This window comes from Rhodococcus sp. NPDC060086 (genome assembly GCF_042730275.1).
Taxonomy (GTDB): domain Bacteria; phylum Actinomycetota; class Actinomycetes; order Mycobacteriales; family Mycobacteriaceae; genus Rhodococcus.
This window is the reverse complement of the sequence record NZ_JBHWWZ010000016.1, coordinates 27,721-44,716: the sequence shown is the minus strand read 5'-3', so window position 1 is coordinate 44,716 and position 16,996 is coordinate 27,721. Positions and strand designations below refer to the sequence as shown.

The window sequence follows — 16,996 nt, the reverse complement described above, 5'->3', positions numbered from 1 at the left end:
GATCAGAGTCTCCGGGCGGCGTTCTCTCCCTCCCAGATCGCGTTGAAGATCCGCCGCGGTGCGTGCGCGTCGCCGACAAGATGAACGTCGATGCCGCTGCCCTCGAGATCGCGGGCCAACTGATCGTCGGCGGCATTGCCGAGGACCAGCACGACCGCGTCGACGTCGGTGAGCGTCGAGGTCTCGGAGGTGAACACGTCGGTGAGAGTGACGGTGTCGCCGTCGATCGCCGCGACCTCCACGTGGGGTGTGAACGTCGCCCCGGCGCGCCGCAACCGGCCGAAGGCGAAGGGGAGGTCGTGGGCGTCGGCGAATGCGTGTCCGAGCTGCGGATACTGCGACACGATGTGCACCGGGTGTCGCCGCGCCAGTAGGTACTCGGCGGTGATGAAGGCCTGCCGGTCGCCGGTGTCGTCGACGATGAGGATGCGGTGGGGTAGCTCGGCGCGACCACTGAGCACCTCCTCCGGCGTGTACACGTTCCACTGGTCGGTGCCGGGCAGGGAACCGCCGCCCCACAGATCGGGTCGGCGAGCGGTCCACCCGTGCCGCAGCGGTGTCGAGCCGGTTGCGATCACCGCGGCCTCGAACCTGCCCGCGAGCTCCTCCGCCGTGACGCGGTGGCCGAGCTCGATCTTGACGCCGGCCTCGGCGAGTTGTGTGGCAAGCCAGTCGGTGACGCCCGACCATTCGCGATACGGCTCGGCCGCGGTGATCCAGCGAACCTGCCCGCCCAGCGTCGAATCCTGTTCGAAAAGTGTGACCACATGGCCCAATTCGTGGGCCGTCAGGACGGCGCGCAATCCTGCTGGGCCACCGCCCACGACCGCGACGGTGCGGCGCACTCGCGTCCTGGTGTCGTCGCCGTCGAACTCCTTCTCGCGACCCACCTTCGGATTGTGGATACACGAGAGCGGACCGCGTGCGAACGACGCGACGCACCAGTTCGATCCGATACACGGACGGATCGAATCGGGTTCGCCCCGCTGCGCCTTCTCCGGCCACATCGGGTCGGCGATGAGTTGACGTGCCATGCCGACGAACTGTGCCTTGCCGGAGACGAGAACGTCTTCGGCCATCTCGGGGGTGGTGATGCGCCCGACGGCCATCACCGGCACGGAGACCGCCCGGGTGATCGCGGCGGTGTCGGCGAGTTCGTATCCGGCGGGGCGCGCCGTCGACGTCCCGTAGATCTGCATCCGATCCAGATAGGTGCCCTGGCTGGTCGAGATGTAGTCGATGCCGTCACGGTCGATCACTTCTGCGATCCGGACCCAATCGGCATTGGTCAGACCGCCCGGCAAAGTGCCGTCGTCGCTGTTCAGCCGGACTCCGAGAATCCGATCCTGCGGAACAACCTGACGGACCTGCTCGACGATCCGTCGCACGATCCGGATGCGGTTCTCGAACGAACCCCCGTACTCGTCGACGCGGTGATTGGTTGCCGGCGAGAGGAATTGGCCCAGTAGGTAACCGTGGGCGAGGCCGTGCACTTCGATCCCGTCGACGCCGCCGTCGATCGCATAACGCGCGGACCGCGCGTAATGCTCCACCAGTTCATCGATCTCGCGGTGGGTCATCTCGTGTGGGATCTCGCGGTAGACGGTGTCGGGTAGCGCGCTCGGCGCCCACGTCGGGAGCCGCGAGATGATGCCGTCGGTCTGCCGTCCCCGATGCCAGAGTTGCGCCAGCAGCAGTGTTCCGTGCGGCCGGACCGCATCGGCCACCTTCCGGTAACTGTCGACGACGGCCTCGTCGTAGGCGTGGATCACCCCGCGTCGCGGCTGGGTGGTCGGGTGCACCGCCATCGCTTCCATGGTGATCACACCGACACCGCCGCGGGCGCGGGCGGCGTAGTAGTCGGCGCTCGCGTCGGCGAAGGTGCCGTCGGTGGAGAACTCGGTGGCGTGGGCCGTCATCCAGATGCGGTTGCGGGCCGTGCGTGGCCCGAGCGCGATCGGTGAGAACAGCGTGGGGTAGGCGTGCATGGTCAGTGCCGCTCCAGTAACTGCCCGTACCCCTCGACACGATCCGTGATCCCGTTGCTGCGCAGCGCATGCCAGTACGTCGCGGTGTTCACTGCGATGACGGGGAGGCCGAGTCGCTGCTCGGCCTCGGCGGCGATGCGCCCGGCACACATGTTGGCACCGAACTGGACGATCGCGCGGGGGCGGGTCGCGGCGAGGTCGGCGAATCCGCGTTCGACGGTGTCCCGAGTGATGTGCGCGATCCCCACCGCGCTGGGCGCGCGCAGGTGGATGGCGTCGTGCAGCTGGTATCCGCAGGCTTCGACGAAGGTCTTCAGGTGGGCTTCGGACACCGGTTGATAGGGGGTGAGCAGTGCGATCGGCCCGTCGTCGACCCCGACGGCGCGCAACGCGGTGGGGATTGCTTCCCCGGCGTGGACGAGGCGCAGATCGTCGCCGAACTTGTCGCGGAGGCGCTGCTGGATCGCCTCGCCTGCCTTCGGGTCGCCGTAGACCGATTCGATCGACACGCCGAGGACGACGCAGTCGGGCCTGCAGGTCAGGACCCGTTCGACGGCGTCGTCGACCCCGCGGTCGATGTCGCGGACGAGATGTTCGAAGTCGTCGTCGGTGGTGGTGACGCGGTCGGGGATGTGGATACGTCCGATGTGGTTGGTGACGCCGTGGGGTCGCATGTCGTCGTATTCGGGTTGGACGATGGTGTTCACCGAGGGGGTGACCACTCCGAGTTTGAGTCTGAAGCCCAATGCGTCGGTCATCCAGGTCTCCCGTATGTAGTCGAAGGGGCGACTGCCGCACGCGCCGCCCATTCCTGCATACACGCCCGAGTGCTATCCTCGCAAGGATTGCATACATGGATGAAAAGTCTTATATTGCATGAAGTTCCCTTCATGATGCTGGTATCTGAGCTGTGCAATGGAAGGTGAGTTCCCCAATGGCCACGCTGACCGCGCGCCGATTGACCGACACTGTGGGAGCCGAGCTCGTCGATGTCGACGCTCACCGGCTCCTCCACGACGACGACCTTCCGCACGAGTGCATGGAGGCTCTCGAGCGGTACGGCGTGCTGCTCCTGCGCGGGCTGCCCATCGACGACGACCTGCAGGTCGAGTTCTGTCGCAGACTCGGGGAGGTGGTGCAGTTCCCCAAGTACGAGAACCCGAACGTCATGGAGATCAGCTTCGACCCGACGAACCCCAACGTGAGCTACTTCCCGAGCAACGATCACTGGCATTTCGACGGGTCCATGGACGACATTCCTGCCAAGGCCGTCACCCTGAGTGCGCGCGTCCTCGCGAGCGACGGGGGTGAGACCGAATTCGCGAGTACCTACGCCGCCTACGACGCCCTCTCCGACGACGAGAAGGAAAGCTTCGCGGAGCTGCGGGTGCTGCATACCTTCGAGGCGATTCAACGCCGCAGCTACCCGAACCCGACGCCGGAGCAGCTCGAGGACTGGGCGAGCTGGCCGCAACGTGAGCACCCCCTCGTCTGGGAGCACCGCTCGGGCCGACGGTCGCTGGTGTTCGGGCACAGCGCTTCTCACATCCTGGGGATGGGTTTCGACGAGGGCCGCGCACTGCTCGACGACCTGAGCCGACGGGCCACCGCTCCCGACCGGGTGCTGCGACACGAATGGCAGGTGGGCGACCTCGTCATCTGGGACAACCTCGGACTGCTGCACCGCGCGTGCCCGTTCGACCGCACCGAAGCGCGCCGCATGCACCGCACCACCCTGGCCGGCGACGAGCCCATCACCAGTGCCCGCTCGATCACGGTCGGTGCCTGAGATGCAGCTCGACGGAAAAGTCGTCGTGGTTACCGGTGCGGGGTCCGGTATCGGCAAGGCCATCGCGCGCAAGTTCGCTGCAGAGGGAGCGAACGTGGTGTGCGTGAGTGTCACCGGACGCGCCATCGACGTCGCCGACGAGATCGGCGAGAACGCCATCGGAATCAAAGCCGACATCAGCAGCGAACCCGACGTCGTACGCATGATCACCACCACCGAGGACGTGTTCGGGCGGGTCGATGTGCTGGTGAACAATGCCGGGTTCGGCGGGCCGATGAAACCGTTGCACGAACAGGCGCTCGATGATTGGGACCAGGTCCACGACGTGAACCTGCGCGGGGTCTTCCTGTGCATGAAGTACGGGATCCGCTCGATGCTGAACACCGGCGGCGGCTCCATCGTCAACATCTCCTCGATGACCGCGATGGTCGGCTTCAAACACCACGGCGTGTACGGCGCAGCGAAGGCGGGAGTCAACCAGCTGACGAAGACCGCGGCGCTCGACTACGCGGACGAGAACATCCGGGTCAATGCAGTATGCCCGGGAACCGTGTGGACCGGTCTCGTGGCCCTGTCGAAAGACCACCCGACGCCACCGCCGGGCGTCAACCGGGTGCCCGGTATCCCGATGGACCGCTGGGGTGTGCCCGACGAGATCGCGTCGGCCGCGTTGTTCTTCGCGAGCGACGCCTCGTCGTACATCACCGGTGTCCTGATGCCCGCCGACGGCGGCTACTCGGTCGGCTTCTCGGGAATGGGCGCAGAGAAATCGGGCAGACACACGGCCTGACGGTCACGACGAAGCGCGACGCACCGCACCGAACCTCGCCAGCGCACGCAACCGCACCCAGTCGACGGAAGGCTCGGCGGGGCGTGTGCCCGGACGCTCCCGCGGCACCCGCACCCGCAGCGCGCCTGCCTCGATCCCGCACCGCACCGGAGTGGTCAGCAGGAACGATTCGCCGTCCACCCCCACCGAGATCTCGGGGGCGTCGGCATCGACGATCACTTCGGACGTCTCGTGCTGAGTCAGGCCGCGCGCATGGGCCCGGCGCAGCAGCGAGACCGCCTGGGCGGTGCCCGCGACCGACACGGTCACGACGCCCAGCAGACCCCGGTCGAGCCGATCCCGCCTGCTCATGCCCGCGAGGTCGCTTCCGCCGTACCGGTTGTTGCTCACCAGCACCGCCTGTGGTGATCGGACGGTGACGTCGCCGATCTGCGCGACCAGATTCGGACCGGACTGTCCGGCAAGAAGGTCCGGAAGCATCTTCAGCACCGTCCGGGTCTTGTCGTCCCGGTAGGCGGGGCTGCGCACCACCTCGGCGTACACACCGAACGACACGTTGTTGACGAATGCCCGGCCGTTGATCCGCCCGAGGTCGATGCGGATGTCGACGCCGTCGTGGAGCGCATCGAGACACCGTGCGGGATCGTCGCGATCGAGTCCGAGATCCATCGCGAAATGATTGCGTGTCCCGGCACTGATCACCATGAACGGCACCCGAGTTTCGGCGGCGATCGCAGCGATACGCGCCTGGGTTCCGTCACCACCGGCCACACCGAGCAGGTCGGCGCCGTCCATGACCGCGCGGCGAGCGAGCTCGTCGACGTCGGCGAAGTTCGTCTCGTCGAGCAGAACGACTTCGGCACCGAGCTTCTCGGCTTTGTGCCGAAGATCGAACCTCGCGACCTTCCCGTTTCCTGACCGAGGGTTCATGAAGAGGACCGGGCGATTCGGCGGTGTCGCAGGGATTTCCAGCATCACTTCGGTAGATTTCCTGCGTCGCAACGCCGCACGGCCACAGGTCGTCGCGAGTGCGGCGAAGACCAGTGACGCGATCACCACTGCGAGCAGGTGCGCCCGCACGAACATCACGAACACCGAGAGCGGCACCAGCGCCGCCACGGCGAGCGCTGTCCAGCGCAGCGGACCTCGGCCGGCGAGGAACCAGTACAGAGCGGCCACGCACACCACCGTGCCGCCGACCCCGATGAGGAGGACACCCATCGTGCTCAGTACGCCGGCAGAGACCAACGGGACGATGACGGCGAGGAATGCGAAGGCGAACGCAGCGCGCGCCCACCAGCGTCGGCCGGGTGTCGCGTCCTCGACGATCATAGATTCGGTCATGACCGGTCCACCTCTCGAACACTGGTGATTCCACGGTAGTTACCCGCATTCCCGGCTACGTCGCAATTGTGCCGTTAACCCATCGAGCAGGCCACGATCGGCGCACACTGAATCACGTCCCATCCGATATCACGTCCTATCCGATCAGAGACGGGAACAGTCATGTCCGATCCGAGTACCAAGCAGGCTGTCGCCAAGGGAACCTCGATGGGCGCAGCGATCCTTCTCGTGACCGTCGGCGTCCTGCAGATATTCCAGGGCATCGCGGCCATCGCCGAGGACGAAGTGTTCGTCACCGGCATCGAATACATCTACAAGTTCGACTTCACCACATGGGGTTGGATCCACCTCGTCCTCGGCATCCTCGTCACCTTGACAGGTCTGGTCCTGTTCACGGGTGCCATCTGGGCGCGGTTCGCGGCGATCTGCATCCTCGCGCTCTCGATCGTCGCCAACTTCCTGTGGCTGCCGTACTACCCGTGGTGGTCGATCCTGATCATCGCGCTCGACATCGTCGTCATCTGGGCGATCGCGACGTGGAATCCCGACCGGGTGTAGGAGAAGGATGTCGATTTCTGCCGGGGTCGCTGCGCACCCGACCCGTGAAGAACGAGCGGAGCGTGGTCGGGCTGCTCGGAGTGTGACCCCGTTGGAAGCGCTCGCCGAAGTCGACACGAGCTCCCCGCGCGACCCGCTCGGGTTGCTCGAACACCAGGCCCGGTCGCGGCTTCGGGAGCTCGTGCCGGTTCGGTACGGACGGATGTCGGCGTCGCCCTTCCCGTTCTATCGGGGCGCAGCCCTGGTGATGGCCGACGATCTGTCGCGCACCCCGAATTCGGGTCTGTACACACAGCTGTGCGGCGACGCGCATCTGAGCAATTTCGGAATCTTCGCGACCCCCGAACGCAAGCTGGCGTTCGATGTCAACGATTTCGACGAGACCTATCCCGGCCCGTTCGAATGGGACGTCAAACGGCTGGTGGCGAGCCTGGCCGTGGCCGGTCTGGAGAACGGGTACAGCGGTAAACAGATCAAACGGATCACACGGGCGTGCGCCGCCGAGTACCGGGAGACGATGCTCCTCCAGGCCGGCCGCGGCACTCTCGCGGTGTGGTACTCGCACATCGAGCCGACCACCGAACTCATCGAGCTGCGAGACGAACTCGACGCCACGATGAAGAAGCGCACCCGGAAGATGCTCGAGAAGTCGATGACCCGCGACAGCGTGCAGGCGTTGGGCAAACTCACCGAGGTCGTGGACGGGGAGCGGAAGATCATCCACAATCCGCCGCTGATCGTCCCGCTCGAGGAAGCACTGGCGGTGGGCGACACCGCGGCGCTGTACGAGGAATTGCATCAGCGGATGCGCTCCTATCGGGCGACACTGCAGTGGGACCGCCGTGTCCTGCTCGAGGAGTTCGAGTTCGTCCAGGCAGCACGCAAGGTGGTCGGTGTCGGCAGTGTCGGCACCCGGGCGTTCATCTTTCTGCTGCGCGGTGCCGACGACGGAGACCCGCTGTTCCTCCAGGCGAAGGAAGCGCAGGCGTCGGTGCTGTCCGGGTACGTCGAGGGGCCCACGTTCCGGAACGAAGGGGAGCGGGTCGTCAACGGTCAGCGGCTGATGCAGGCGACGAGCGACATCTTCCTCGGCTGGGAACAAGGACCCGGCGTCGACGGCGTGCGGCGCGATTTCTATCTACGGCAGTTGCGCGACGGCAAAGGCTCGGCAGCGGTCGAGGTGATGTCGCCGGCCGGGCTGACGCTGTACGGGCGGTTGTGCGGACGGACACTGGCCTACGCGCATGCCCGCAGCGGTGACCGCATCGCCATCGCCGCGTACCTCGGGTCGGACACCGAATTCGACGAATCGATGACGGCCTTCGCGAAGACGTACGCAGCGCGCAACATCAAGGATCATGCGCTGCTCGTCGACGCCATCGAGCAGGGGCGAATCGCCGCCAGGCCGGGGATCTGAGGAGCCGGCTTCCCGCGCGCGTGTCAGCTATCCGCGCGTGCTGTCGGGGGTGTCGGAAGCTGAAGAGCGCGCGGGAACATCAACCGTCGCAGTGGGACGTGAGAAACACAGCGACGCAATGAAACCGACGACCAACACCACGGCGGGCAGCAGTGTCGACTCCGCCATTGCCGAGCTGAACCCCTCCCGGACGGGCTCGGGCATCTCGCCGGTCATGCCCTCCATGCCGCCGCCCGCGCCGGACAAGCCGTTGGCAGACAGACGCGCAGTGATGAGTGCCCCGATGGCCGCGCTACCGAGGACCGCACCGACCTGGCGCGTGGTGTTGTAGATGCCGGAACCCGCGCCCGCCTGATGCGGCGGCAGGTTTCGCGTCGCCGTCGCGGCGAGCGGCGACCAGATGAAGGCGTTGGCGATACCCATCAACGTGATCGGCAGGAGCAACTCCCAGATCTCTACGTGCGGTGTCATCACCAGCGCCAGCCACGCCAGTGAGATCGCGAGCATCAGGAACCCGGGTGCCGCGATGTAGCGAGGATGGGTGCGGTCGACCAACTTGCCGACGAACGGGGCGAGCACACCGGAGAACACGGCCATCGGCACCATCAGCAGCGCAGAACCGGTCGGGGACAACCCGCGCACACCCTGCGCGTAGAACATCAGGGGCAACATCATCGAGGTGATCGAGAAACCCATCGAGGTGATCGCGATGTTGGCCATCGAGAAGTTGCGGTCGCGGAAGAGCACGAGGGGAAGGAGCGGCTCGTCCTTGTTGCGCGACTGATTCCGGACGAACAGCGCGAGCAGCACCAGTCCGGCCCCGATCATCAGCCAGATCCGCAGCGACCACTCATAAGTGTTGCCCTCCTGCAGACCGAACACCAGCAGGAACATGCCTGTGGCGCTGAGCACGACGCCGGGAATGTCGAACTTGTGCGGGTGTGTTTCGAGGGCGGGGACGTACCGCATCGCGGCGAGGAACGCGATGACACCGACCGGCACGTTCACGATGAAGATCCACTCCCAGCCGAGACCATCGACGAGGATGCCGCCGGCCAGCGGGCCGACCAGTGTCGCGACACCGGCGGTCGCGCCCCACAGGCCCATCGCGGTGCCGCGCTTGTCGGGCGGGAAGGTGCGGGTGATGACGGCCATCGTCTGAGGCGTCATCATGGCTGCGCCGAAGCCCTGGAACACCCGGGCGATGATCAGCATGTCGATGCTGCCGGACAGACCACACCACAGCGACGCCACCGTGAACAGCGCCAGACCGGTCAGATACAGCTTCTTCGGGCCGTAGCGGTCGCCGAGGCGGCCGGTGATCAGCAGGGGCACCGCGTACGCCAGGAGATAGGCGCTGGTCACCCAGACGACGCTGTTGATGTCGGCAGAGAAGGCTTCCAGGATTGCCGGGTTCGCCACCGCAACGATGGTGGTGTCGACGAGGATCATGAAGAAGCCCAGGCACAGCGCCCACAGCGCCGGCCACGGCCTGGCCTGGGTGTGTTGATTCGTCTCGGTCACGTGCTGTCCCTCACCGTCTGCCTCATTTCGGCCACCGCAAGCAAGGCGGTCGTCCGGAACGATCAACGGCACCCCGGCCACGGAGGCTCAGACGAATCAAATTACACCCCCCTTCGGACAACAACGGACGCTCGCGCCAGGATGTACATCGGCAGTTGGCTCCGTGCTTCCCGCGGTTTGCCCGTCGCTCACATCTCCCGCGTAGTAAATCGGGTATGCACTGCACAGTGTTCGGAACAGGGTACTTGGGAGCCACGCACGCGGCCTGCATGGCCGAACTCGGGCACGACGTGCTCGGGGTCGACGTCGATGCCGGCAAGATCGCAAAGCTCGAATCGGGCGAAGTGCCGTTCTACGAACCGGGCCTTGCCGAGATACTCCGCCGGAATCTCGACGCAGGTCGCCTCGCCTTCACCACCTCCTACGAGGACGCCGCAGCCTTCGCCGACGTCCACTTCATCTGTGTCGGCACCCCACAGAAACAGGGCGAGTACGCGGCGGATCTGTCGCACGTCAACGCCGTCGTCGATGCACTGAGTCCACTCCTGACCGAGCCCGCGCTGATCGTCGGCAAGTCGACAGTGCCGGTCGGAACGGCGGTCGAACTCGTCGAGCGGGCCCGTGCCGCGGCGCCGGTCGACGTCGAACTCGTGTGGAATCCCGAGTTCCTGCGCGAAGGTTTCGCGGTACAGGACACCCTGTCGCCGGACCGTTTGGTGTGCGGGGTGGAGCGCAAGGGAGCGGGACGCGGCGAAGCGATCCTGCGCGACGTGTACGCGACACTGATCGACCGCGGCGTGCCCTTCCTCGTCACCGAACTCGCGACCGCGGAGCTCGCGAAGTCGTCGGCGAATGCCTTTCTCGCCACGAAGATCTCGTTCATCAACGCGATCGCCGAGGTATGTGAGGTCGCGGGCGCCGACGCCGTCGAACTCGCCGACATCCTGGGCCACGACGACAGGATCGGCCGGAGGTTCCTGGGCAGCGGCCTCGGATTCGGGGGCGGCTGCCTGCCGAAGGACATCCGCGCGCTCATGGCCCGCGCCGGTGAGCTGGGTGCCAACCAGGCACTGCACTTCCTGCGCGAAGTCGACAGCATCAATATGCGTCGTCGAACCCGGATGGTGGAACTGACGCGGCACGCGTGCGGCGGTTCGGTACTCGGCGCGCGCATCGCAGTGCTCGGTGCCGCATTCAAGCCGGGTTCCGACGACGTCCGCGACTCACCGGCACTCAACGTCGCCGGCCAACTGCAGCTCGAGGGTGCCGCGGTGACGGTGTTCGACCCGCAGGCGATGGACAACGCCCGGCGGGTCTTCCCGACCCTCGGATATGCGACGAGCGCGCTCGAGGCCTGCACCCGAGCGGACGCGGTGCTCGTGCTCACCGAATGGCCCGAATTCCGGGATCTGGATGCGACGGCGATCGCCTCGGTCGTCAACACCCGTGCGGTGCTCGATGGCCGGGCCTGCCTCGACCGCAGCGAGTGGGAAAGCTCCGGATGGACCTATTCGAGACTCGGTGTCGCCGCATAGTGGTGACGGAACATAACGTCACAGGTAGTTCGGCGTGGCGAACGCTGTAGGATGCCGACCCGAATGGTATCGAAAATCCGGTTGGGTACCATCGATCCGGTGCGAAGTGCCGGGGGTGGCTGACAGCCGGCGCGACAACGACTGTCGAAGGCGGCTGATGAGTTCGGTTCTCGGTGTGACCGTGGGGGAGAGCGCCGTCCGGATCGTGCGTCCGATCGATCGGACTGCGCCATCTGCGGGGTTCCAGTTCCAAGTGATGGAGACGGGCAAGGACGAGCCCGCCCAGCTCGCTGCGCGCACGCTGGGTGTGCTGAGCCAGACCGGTATCGCCGGTGAGCAGATCGACGCGGTGGGCATCGTCTACCGCGACAAGGCTCAGGCCGACCGCATCCGTGCGGCGATGGCCGTCGAGGACCTCGACAATTTCACGCTGGTCTCCGAGCCGGAGGCAGCACTCGCGTACCTGCAGTCGACCGGTGAGCTCGGCAGCGACACCGCCGTGTTCTACGACCTCGGCGACTCCGGCCTCACGGTCACCGTCGTCGACCTCGGCCTCCGCGAGGTCCTCGCCGAACGTACCGACATCATCGGCGGTCGCATCTTCGACCAGGTGATCCGCGATCACCAGCTCGACACCAACGGAGTGTGGCGCCCCGACGACCCGGCGACCGACAGCGAACTGTCGGCGCAGTGCCGTGAGGCGAAGGAGAAGCTGTCGGCGACCGACAGCGTCGCCGTGCCCGGCGCGGCCGGTGTCGTGCTGATGTCGCGCGACACCTTCGACCCCCTCATTGGGCAGTGCGTCGAGTCGTCGGCGCAGTTCGTGCACCACGTCATCGCGCGGTCGGGTCGCAATCCCGAAGCGGTGGTGCTCCTGGGCGGCGGCGCGCACATCCCTCTCGTGCAGGAAGTGCTGCGCTCGTGGATCGGGCTTCCACTGGTCGTGCCGCACGAGCCTGAACTCGTGCTCGCCAAGGGCGGCGCGATCCTCGCCGGGAAGCCACCGACCTCGCAGCCGGTGAGCTCCCTGACTCGTATCGTTCCTGCCTCGGCGGATATGACGGCGGTCACCGAGCAGATCCCGGTGGTCACCGCGTCGATGAAGTCGTCGGTCCGGTCGGAAACTGCTGTCGCTGCGTCCGGAACGAAGAAGTCGCGGTTCGGCAACACGTCGAACAAGGAACCGGAGGTGAGCGGCAAGCAGATCTCCGGGGCCGGTATCGCGGGCACCGCGCTGGCCGTGATTGCGGTGATCGGTGTGGGCCTCGGCGCCGGTAACGGCCTGTTCTCCGGCTCATCCGGCAACAACGGAACCAGTCCCACCGAGACGTTCGTGACGCCGACGACGTCGCGCACCGTGCCGCGCCCGCAGCCTGCCGTCGCACCGGCGACCGTGACCACCACACCTCCCGTCACCACGACGGTGACGCAGGAGGCGCCGCGCCCGGTTCCTCCCGCCCCGGAGCCGGAACCGCCGCCGCCACCGCAGCTGATCCCGGGTGTCGACCTTCCGGTCATCCAGCTGCCCACGATCCAGCTGCCGACCCTCCCGCAGATCCCGCTGCCCGGGCTCTGAGAACTTTCCTCCGTTTGTGCGGGTTTCCGTGGGTCGTGAGGCAACGGGAAGTCGTGTAGGTGGGGGGAGATTTTATCCACAGGGCATCGAAGTTATCCACAATGCCGTATTTGCCCGGGTTTTGTAGCGGCGCTTCGGGCAGGCTCAGTGCATGCCGGATCCCACACCGCTCACCCGAGCCCTGCTACGTTCGCGCGGCGTCTCCGACGACCGCATCACCCACGCGATTCGGAGCGGAAGTCTCGCACCGGTCGCGCGCGGGCTGTATCTCCGTCGAACCGAGTACGACGCACTCGACGCCGCCGGCCACCATCGCGTCCGCGCCCGACACGAAGGGGCCTGCCTCGAGCAGGGGCACGCACTGAGTCATGTCTCGGCAGCGCTCGTCCACGGCTTCGACGTGTGGAACGTCGACCTTCGTCGAGTGCACGTGTCGGGAAACAAGGGGCGGATCACCGAAAGCGTGCATCGGCACCAGACTCGGTTCTCCGGCGGGGACGTCGTCGACATCGGTGTTCCCGTCACCTCGATCGAGCGGACCATCGTCGACCTCGCTCGGTCGCTGCCGTTCGAGCAGGCCGTGGTCGCGGGAGACGCCGCGCTGAGACACGACCCGTCGGCGCGTGACCGACTTCCCGATGCCGTCGCCTCCGCGTCGTGGGGCCACGGCGCGGCAGGAGCTCGTGCGGTCGCGTCGTTCATCGATGGGCGCAGTGAGAGTGTCGGGGAATCTCGGTCGCGGGTGCGGATCGCCGAGTGCGGCCTACCCGCCCCGATACTGCAACAGGCCGTCCAGGCCCGCAACGGACGCACCTACCGCCTCGACTTCTTCTGGAAGGACGACGGGGTCATCGGCGAGTTCGACGGACTCACCAAATACGACGACCGCCGCGACCTCGTGGCGGAGAAGCGACGCGAAGATGCATTGCGCGACCTCGGATTCGAGGTCGTCCGCTGGACGTGGCACGACCTCGACCGGTTCGGCGTCGTCGCCGCAGGCATCGCGCGCGCCGGGAACCGTCGAAAGCGTGCGTGACGGAAACCTTCCCCCACCTACACGGCTTCCCGTTGCCTCACGACCCACGGAAACCCATGCAACCGGCGGAAACTTTTGCATCAGCGCGAGTGACGCCCGGCGGGTGCGGCCGGGGCGCCGGTGCGCGCGAGCACCGCGGCGATCCCGGTGGTCAGCGGCACCGACAGTGCCAGTGCGATACCGCCGACACACGCGCGGACCACTTCGATGGCGACGGCGTCGCCGGTGATCACATCCGACACCGACCGGCCCGCAACGGAGAACAACAGCATCAGTGGCAGGGCGCCACCGGCGTAGGCGAGGACGAGGGTGTAGACGGTACTGGCGATGTGATCGCGGCCGACACGCATCGCCGATACGAAGATATCCCGACGCGACGCCCGCGGGTCGAGGGCTGCAAGCTCGAACGCCGACGACGCCTGGGTGATCGTCACGTCGTTGAGCACACCGAGCGACCCGATGATGAAGCCGGCGAGCAGCAGACCTGTGATCGACACGTGTCCGATGTAGAGCTGCACATCGGTGTTCTGTTCCTCGGACAGACCCGTCAGATGTGTCATCTCGATCGCGACATACGACAACAGGGCAGCGAGCGCCATCGAGGCGAGGGTGCCCAGGAGCGCAGAACTCGTCCGCAGATTGACGCCGTGCGCGAGATACAACACCGCGTAGAGGATCAGCGCCCCGCCCACCAGCGCGACCGGGACGGCAGGTTGCCCGTCGAGCAACGCAGGCAGCATGAACATCACGAGCACACCGAACGCGACACCGAGCCCGATCAGGGCTCGCAGCCCACGCCACCGGGCGACCGCGACGATGACGATCGCGAACGCCGCGACGATCAGCGCCAGCGGCATTCCGCGGGCGAAGTCGTAGAAGGAGTACATCGTCGCCCCGGACGGGTCGGTCTGACGCACCAGCCGGATCGAATCGTCTAGGTGCAGTTCCGGTTGGCCGGGCCCCGGAATCACTTCGAGCAGGGTGCGGGTGCCGGCGTTGGGACCCGACTCGATCTCGATGATGCTGCGCTCGCATTCGAACGCCTGGGTCGGTGGAGGTGCCGGCTGGTCCTCGAACACCCGGCCCATCGACGCGCTTCCACACCACCCGGTGTCCTGTTCGACGACGGTTCCGGCTTCCGTCACGACGGCGCCGCCGTCGGAGGTCTGGAACGGCGCGGGGATGTCGACGGATTGCTCGCTCGGCCACAGCATCGCTGTGCCCACGAGCGTGACCGCGCCGATCGCAACGAGGAGGCCGACGACGATCCTGGCGGCGAGGGGAGCTAGTGGAGCGGGGCCCTCGAAGTGCCCGTGTCCGTGCCCGTGTCCGTGACTCACCGCAACAGGTTAGTCATAGGAGCGCGTGGATCCGAAACGGAGGGAAAGGGCTGGTGGTGGCGGGGAGCAGGGGGTGTCCCCGCCACCGTCACCTGGCTTCGCACAGGGGGGATGGCGTGAGCCAGGGAGCCCGGCACCGAAGTGCCAGAACCCAAGTTACTTGTACTTTCACCGATCCGGGAAGGAGCTGGGCATGTGGGTCTGATCACGCTCGGACAAATGCCCCATGTCGACTCAGGGTCAACCCCTTCCGACCTGCTAATTTTCGAACCACATCTACCAAGATCTCCGTTTGGCAACGATTCCTACTGCTTGTAGCTGGACAGGAAGTTCCCGAACCGCTCGATCGCCACCGCGAGGTCGCGTGCCCACGGCAGCGTGACGACACGCAAGTGGTCGTGGTTCGGCCAGTTGAAGCCCGTGCCCTGCACCATGAGGATCTTCTCCTGAAGCAGGAGATCCTGGACGAGTTTCTCGTCGTCGTGGATCTCGTACACCTCCGGATCGAGCCTCGGGAACGCGTACAGCGCGCCGCGCGGCTTGACGCAACTGACGCCGGGGATCGCATTGAGGCGTTCCCACGCGACGTCGCGCTGCTCGAGGAGGCGCCCGCCGGGAAGCACCAGATCGTCGATGCTCTGGTAGCCACCGAGCGCCACCTGGATCGCGTGCTGTGCCGGAACGTTGGGGCACAGGCGGGTTGAGGCGAGCAGATCGATGCCCTCGAGGAATCCGGACGCGTGGTCTTTGGGGCCGGTGATGACCATCCAGCCCGACCGGTAGCCGGCGACACGGTAGGCCTTCGACAGGCCGTTGAACGTCAGGCACAGCAGATCGGGGGCCAGCGTCGCCAGTGAGATGTGCTTGGCGTCGTCGTAGAGGATCTTGTCGTAGATCTCGTCGGCGAGCAGCAGAAGCTGATGCTTGCGGGCGAGCGCGACCAGCCGCGCGAGGACTTCTGTCGAGTACACCGCGCCCGTCGGATTGTTCGGGTTGATGACCAGAAGCGCCTTGGTCTTCTCCGTGATCTTGGACTCGATGTCGTCGATGTCCGGGTTCCAGTCGTTGTTCTCGTCACACAGGTAGTGGACCGGGGTGCCGCCGGCGAGGGAGGTCATCGCCGTCCACAGCGGGTAGTCGGGCGCGGGGATGAGGACCTCGTCGCCGTCGTCGAGCAGCGCCTGCATCGTCATGGTGATGAGTTCGGAGACGCCGTTGCCCAGGTAGACGTCGTTGATGTCGAACTTCGGGAAGCCCGGCACCAGTTCGTAGCGAGTGACGATCGCGCGGCGCGCGGAGGCGATGCCGCGGGACTCGGAGTAACCCTGCGCATGCGGAAGGGACGCGATCATGTCCTGCACGATCGTGTCGGGTGCTTCGAATCCGAAGGGCGCGGGGTTGCCGATGTTGAGCTTGAGGATGCGGTGACCTTCGGCTTCGAGCCGCGCGGCGTGCGCGTGTACCGGCCCGCGAATCTCGTACAGCACGTTCTGCAGCTTCGACGACTGCTCGAGTGTGCGTGTCATTCGATGATGAAGTTGGCCCTGATCCTCGTTGTTCACGGGCACCATCGTGCCACTGTCGAGCAAACGATTTTCACCCGGTTTTTCGCGACACGCGAAATTAGTCGAAACTCAGGGGCGACGTTTGTCCGTATCAGTGCAATGATTGGGGCTCCATGCAAGATCTGCTTCGTCGGGGTGATGAAGCGGGACGATTTAGGAGTACTCGGAATGGCGCAGGGAACAGTCAAGTGGTTCAACGCAGAGAAGGGGTTCGGCTTCATCGAGCAGGACGGTGGCGGAGCTGACGTCTTCGTGCATTACTCCGAGATCTCGGGTTCGGGCTTCAAGAGCCTCGACGAGGGCGCACGCGTCGAGTTCGAGATCGGACAGGGGCAGAAGGGGCCGCAGGCTCAGGGCGTTCGCGTCATCTGATCTGCACTGAAGCTTTTCTGTCGGCGGCGTTGCATCCTGGGATGCGGCGCCGCCGTCGTGTGCGGTGGGGCGTGGTGTGCGTTGGGGCACAAACCTGCAGCGGAGTTGATGCAGGTGAAGTGAATTTCGGTAGCATCTGCCTGCGTCGGGGGGTCACAGGAA

Annotated in this window: 14 protein-coding genes; 8 read left to right on the top strand and 6 right to left on the bottom strand. The window is 66.0% G+C overall.

What is annotated here, in order from left to right; all coding sequences use genetic code 11:
• Window positions 1–2 precede the first annotated feature (2 nt).
• Window positions 3–1,988, bottom strand: a complete 1,986-nt coding sequence (locus tag ACFWB0_RS11935; RefSeq protein WP_378490647.1) for an FAD-dependent oxidoreductase — start codon at window positions 1,986–1,988, stop codon at window positions 3–5.
• Window positions 1,989–1,990: 2 nt separating this feature from the next.
• Complete coding sequence (locus tag ACFWB0_RS11930) at window positions 1,991–2,746, bottom strand: IgiC (RefSeq protein WP_378490646.1); 756 nt, start codon at window positions 2,744–2,746, stop codon at window positions 1,991–1,993.
• A gap of 176 nt (window positions 2,747–2,922) precedes the next feature.
• On the opposite strand from ACFWB0_RS11930, the gene ACFWB0_RS11925 reads away from it, so the two are divergent.
• Together ACFWB0_RS11925 and ACFWB0_RS11920 are read left to right on the top strand one after the other, a co-directional pair.
• Window positions 2,923–3,777: a TauD/TfdA dioxygenase family protein gene (locus tag ACFWB0_RS11925; protein ID WP_378490645.1), complete on the top strand. Its 855-nt coding sequence runs from the start codon at window positions 2,923–2,925 to the stop codon at window positions 3,775–3,777.
• A gap of 1 nt (window position 3,778) precedes the next feature.
• Window positions 3,779–4,567, top strand: coding sequence for an SDR family NAD(P)-dependent oxidoreductase (locus tag ACFWB0_RS11920; protein WP_378490683.1), 789 nt, complete (start codon window positions 3,779–3,781; stop codon window positions 4,565–4,567).
• A 3-nt stretch (window positions 4,568–4,570) separates the two neighbouring features.
• Here ACFWB0_RS11920 and ACFWB0_RS11915 read toward each other — a convergent pair whose 3' ends face one another.
• Window positions 4,571–5,911 (bottom strand): diacylglycerol/lipid kinase family protein, encoded by a 1,341-nt coding sequence (locus ACFWB0_RS11915; RefSeq protein ID WP_378490644.1) that lies wholly within the window; start codon window positions 5,909–5,911, stop codon window positions 4,571–4,573.
• Window positions 5,912–6,073: 162 nt separating this feature from the next.
• Here ACFWB0_RS11915 and ACFWB0_RS11910 point away from each other — a divergent pair, with 162 nt between their 5' ends.
• Both ACFWB0_RS11910 and ACFWB0_RS11905 read left to right on the top strand, forming a co-directional pair.
• Window positions 6,074–6,469, top strand: coding sequence for a hypothetical protein (locus ACFWB0_RS11910; RefSeq protein ID WP_378490643.1), 396 nt, complete (start codon window positions 6,074–6,076; stop codon window positions 6,467–6,469).
• 7 nt (window positions 6,470–6,476) lie between these two features.
• Window positions 6,477–7,886: a DUF2252 domain-containing protein gene (locus tag ACFWB0_RS11905; protein WP_378490642.1), complete on the top strand. Its 1,410-nt coding sequence runs from the start codon at window positions 6,477–6,479 to the stop codon at window positions 7,884–7,886.
• A 27-nt stretch (window positions 7,887–7,913) separates the two neighbouring features.
• On the opposite strand, the gene ACFWB0_RS11900 is transcribed toward ACFWB0_RS11905, so the two are convergent.
• Complete coding sequence (locus ACFWB0_RS11900) at window positions 7,914–9,338, bottom strand: MFS transporter (protein WP_378490682.1); 1,425 nt, start codon at window positions 9,336–9,338, stop codon at window positions 7,914–7,916.
• 287 nt (window positions 9,339–9,625) lie between these two features.
• Between ACFWB0_RS11900 and ACFWB0_RS11895 the strand changes: the two genes are divergently transcribed.
• The 3 genes from ACFWB0_RS11895 to ACFWB0_RS11885 all read left to right on the top strand — a co-directional run bounded on the left by ACFWB0_RS11895 (window position 9,626) and on the right by ACFWB0_RS11885 (window position 13,557).
• Window positions 9,626–10,945, top strand: coding sequence for a UDP-glucose dehydrogenase family protein (locus ACFWB0_RS11895; protein ID WP_378490641.1), 1,320 nt, complete (start codon window positions 9,626–9,628; stop codon window positions 10,943–10,945).
• Between the two features lie 157 nt (window positions 10,946–11,102).
• Window positions 11,103–12,521 carry an Hsp70 family protein gene (locus tag ACFWB0_RS11890; protein ID WP_378490640.1) on the top strand — a complete coding sequence of 473 codons (1,419 nt, stop codon included), beginning with the start codon at window positions 11,103–11,105 and terminating at the stop codon, window positions 12,519–12,521.
• Window positions 12,522–12,672: 151 nt separating this feature from the next.
• Window positions 12,673–13,557 carry a hypothetical protein gene (locus ACFWB0_RS11885; protein ID WP_378490639.1) on the top strand — a complete coding sequence of 295 codons (885 nt, stop codon included), beginning with the start codon at window positions 12,673–12,675 and terminating at the stop codon, window positions 13,555–13,557.
• A gap of 80 nt (window positions 13,558–13,637) precedes the next feature.
• On the opposite strand, the gene ACFWB0_RS11880 is transcribed toward ACFWB0_RS11885, so the two are convergent.
• Window positions 13,638–14,897 (bottom strand): YibE/F family protein, encoded by a 1,260-nt coding sequence (locus ACFWB0_RS11880; RefSeq protein ID WP_378490638.1) that lies wholly within the window; start codon window positions 14,895–14,897, stop codon window positions 13,638–13,640.
• A 305-nt stretch (window positions 14,898–15,202) separates the two neighbouring features.
• Window positions 15,203–16,468 carry a pyridoxal phosphate-dependent aminotransferase gene (locus tag ACFWB0_RS11875; protein WP_378490637.1) on the bottom strand — a complete coding sequence of 422 codons (1,266 nt, stop codon included), beginning with the start codon at window positions 16,466–16,468 and terminating at the stop codon, window positions 15,203–15,205.
• A 162-nt stretch (window positions 16,469–16,630) separates the two neighbouring features.
• Here ACFWB0_RS11875 and ACFWB0_RS11870 point away from each other — a divergent pair, with 162 nt between their 5' ends.
• Entirely contained in the window at window positions 16,631–16,834 is a 204-nt protein-coding gene (locus ACFWB0_RS11870; protein WP_054807297.1) for a cold-shock protein, read from the top strand.
• The last annotated feature ends 162 nt before the right edge of the window (window positions 16,835–16,996 follow it).

Excerpts from the sequence above, each read along its gene's own strand:
- ACFWB0_RS11885 (WP_378490639.1), top strand. The coding sequence starts at position 12,673 with ATGCCGGATCCCACACCGCTCACCCGAGCCCTGCTACGTTCGCGCGGC.
- ACFWB0_RS11870 (WP_054807297.1), top strand. The coding sequence starts at position 16,631 with ATGGCGCAGGGAACAGTCAAGTGGTTCAACGCAGAGAAGGGGTTCGGC.
- ACFWB0_RS11910 (WP_378490643.1), top strand. The coding sequence starts at position 6,074 with ATGTCCGATCCGAGTACCAAGCAGGCTGTCGCCAAGGGAACCTCGATG.
- ACFWB0_RS11915 (WP_378490644.1), bottom strand. The coding sequence starts at position 5,911 with ATGACCGAATCTATGATCGTCGAGGACGCGACACCCGGCCGACGCTGG.
- ACFWB0_RS11925 (WP_378490645.1), top strand. The coding sequence starts at position 2,923 with ATGGCCACGCTGACCGCGCGCCGATTGACCGACACTGTGGGAGCCGAG.
- ACFWB0_RS11920 (WP_378490683.1), top strand. The coding sequence starts at position 3,779 with ATGCAGCTCGACGGAAAAGTCGTCGTGGTTACCGGTGCGGGGTCCGGT.
- ACFWB0_RS11930 (WP_378490646.1), bottom strand. The coding sequence starts at position 2,746 with ATGACCGACGCATTGGGCTTCAGACTCAAACTCGGAGTGGTCACCCCC.
- ACFWB0_RS11935 (WP_378490647.1), bottom strand. The coding sequence starts at position 1,988 with ATGCACGCCTACCCCACGCTGTTCTCACCGATCGCGCTCGGGCCACGC.
- ACFWB0_RS11900 (WP_378490682.1), bottom strand. The coding sequence starts at position 9,338 with ATGATCCTCGTCGACACCACCATCGTTGCGGTGGCGAACCCGGCAATC.
- ACFWB0_RS11905 (WP_378490642.1), top strand. The coding sequence starts at position 6,477 with ATGTCGATTTCTGCCGGGGTCGCTGCGCACCCGACCCGTGAAGAACGA.
- ACFWB0_RS11890 (WP_378490640.1), top strand. The coding sequence starts at position 11,103 with ATGAGTTCGGTTCTCGGTGTGACCGTGGGGGAGAGCGCCGTCCGGATC.
- ACFWB0_RS11895 (WP_378490641.1), top strand. The coding sequence starts at position 9,626 with ATGCACTGCACAGTGTTCGGAACAGGGTACTTGGGAGCCACGCACGCG.
- ACFWB0_RS11875 (WP_378490637.1), bottom strand. The coding sequence starts at position 16,468 with ATGGTGCCCGTGAACAACGAGGATCAGGGCCAACTTCATCATCGAATG.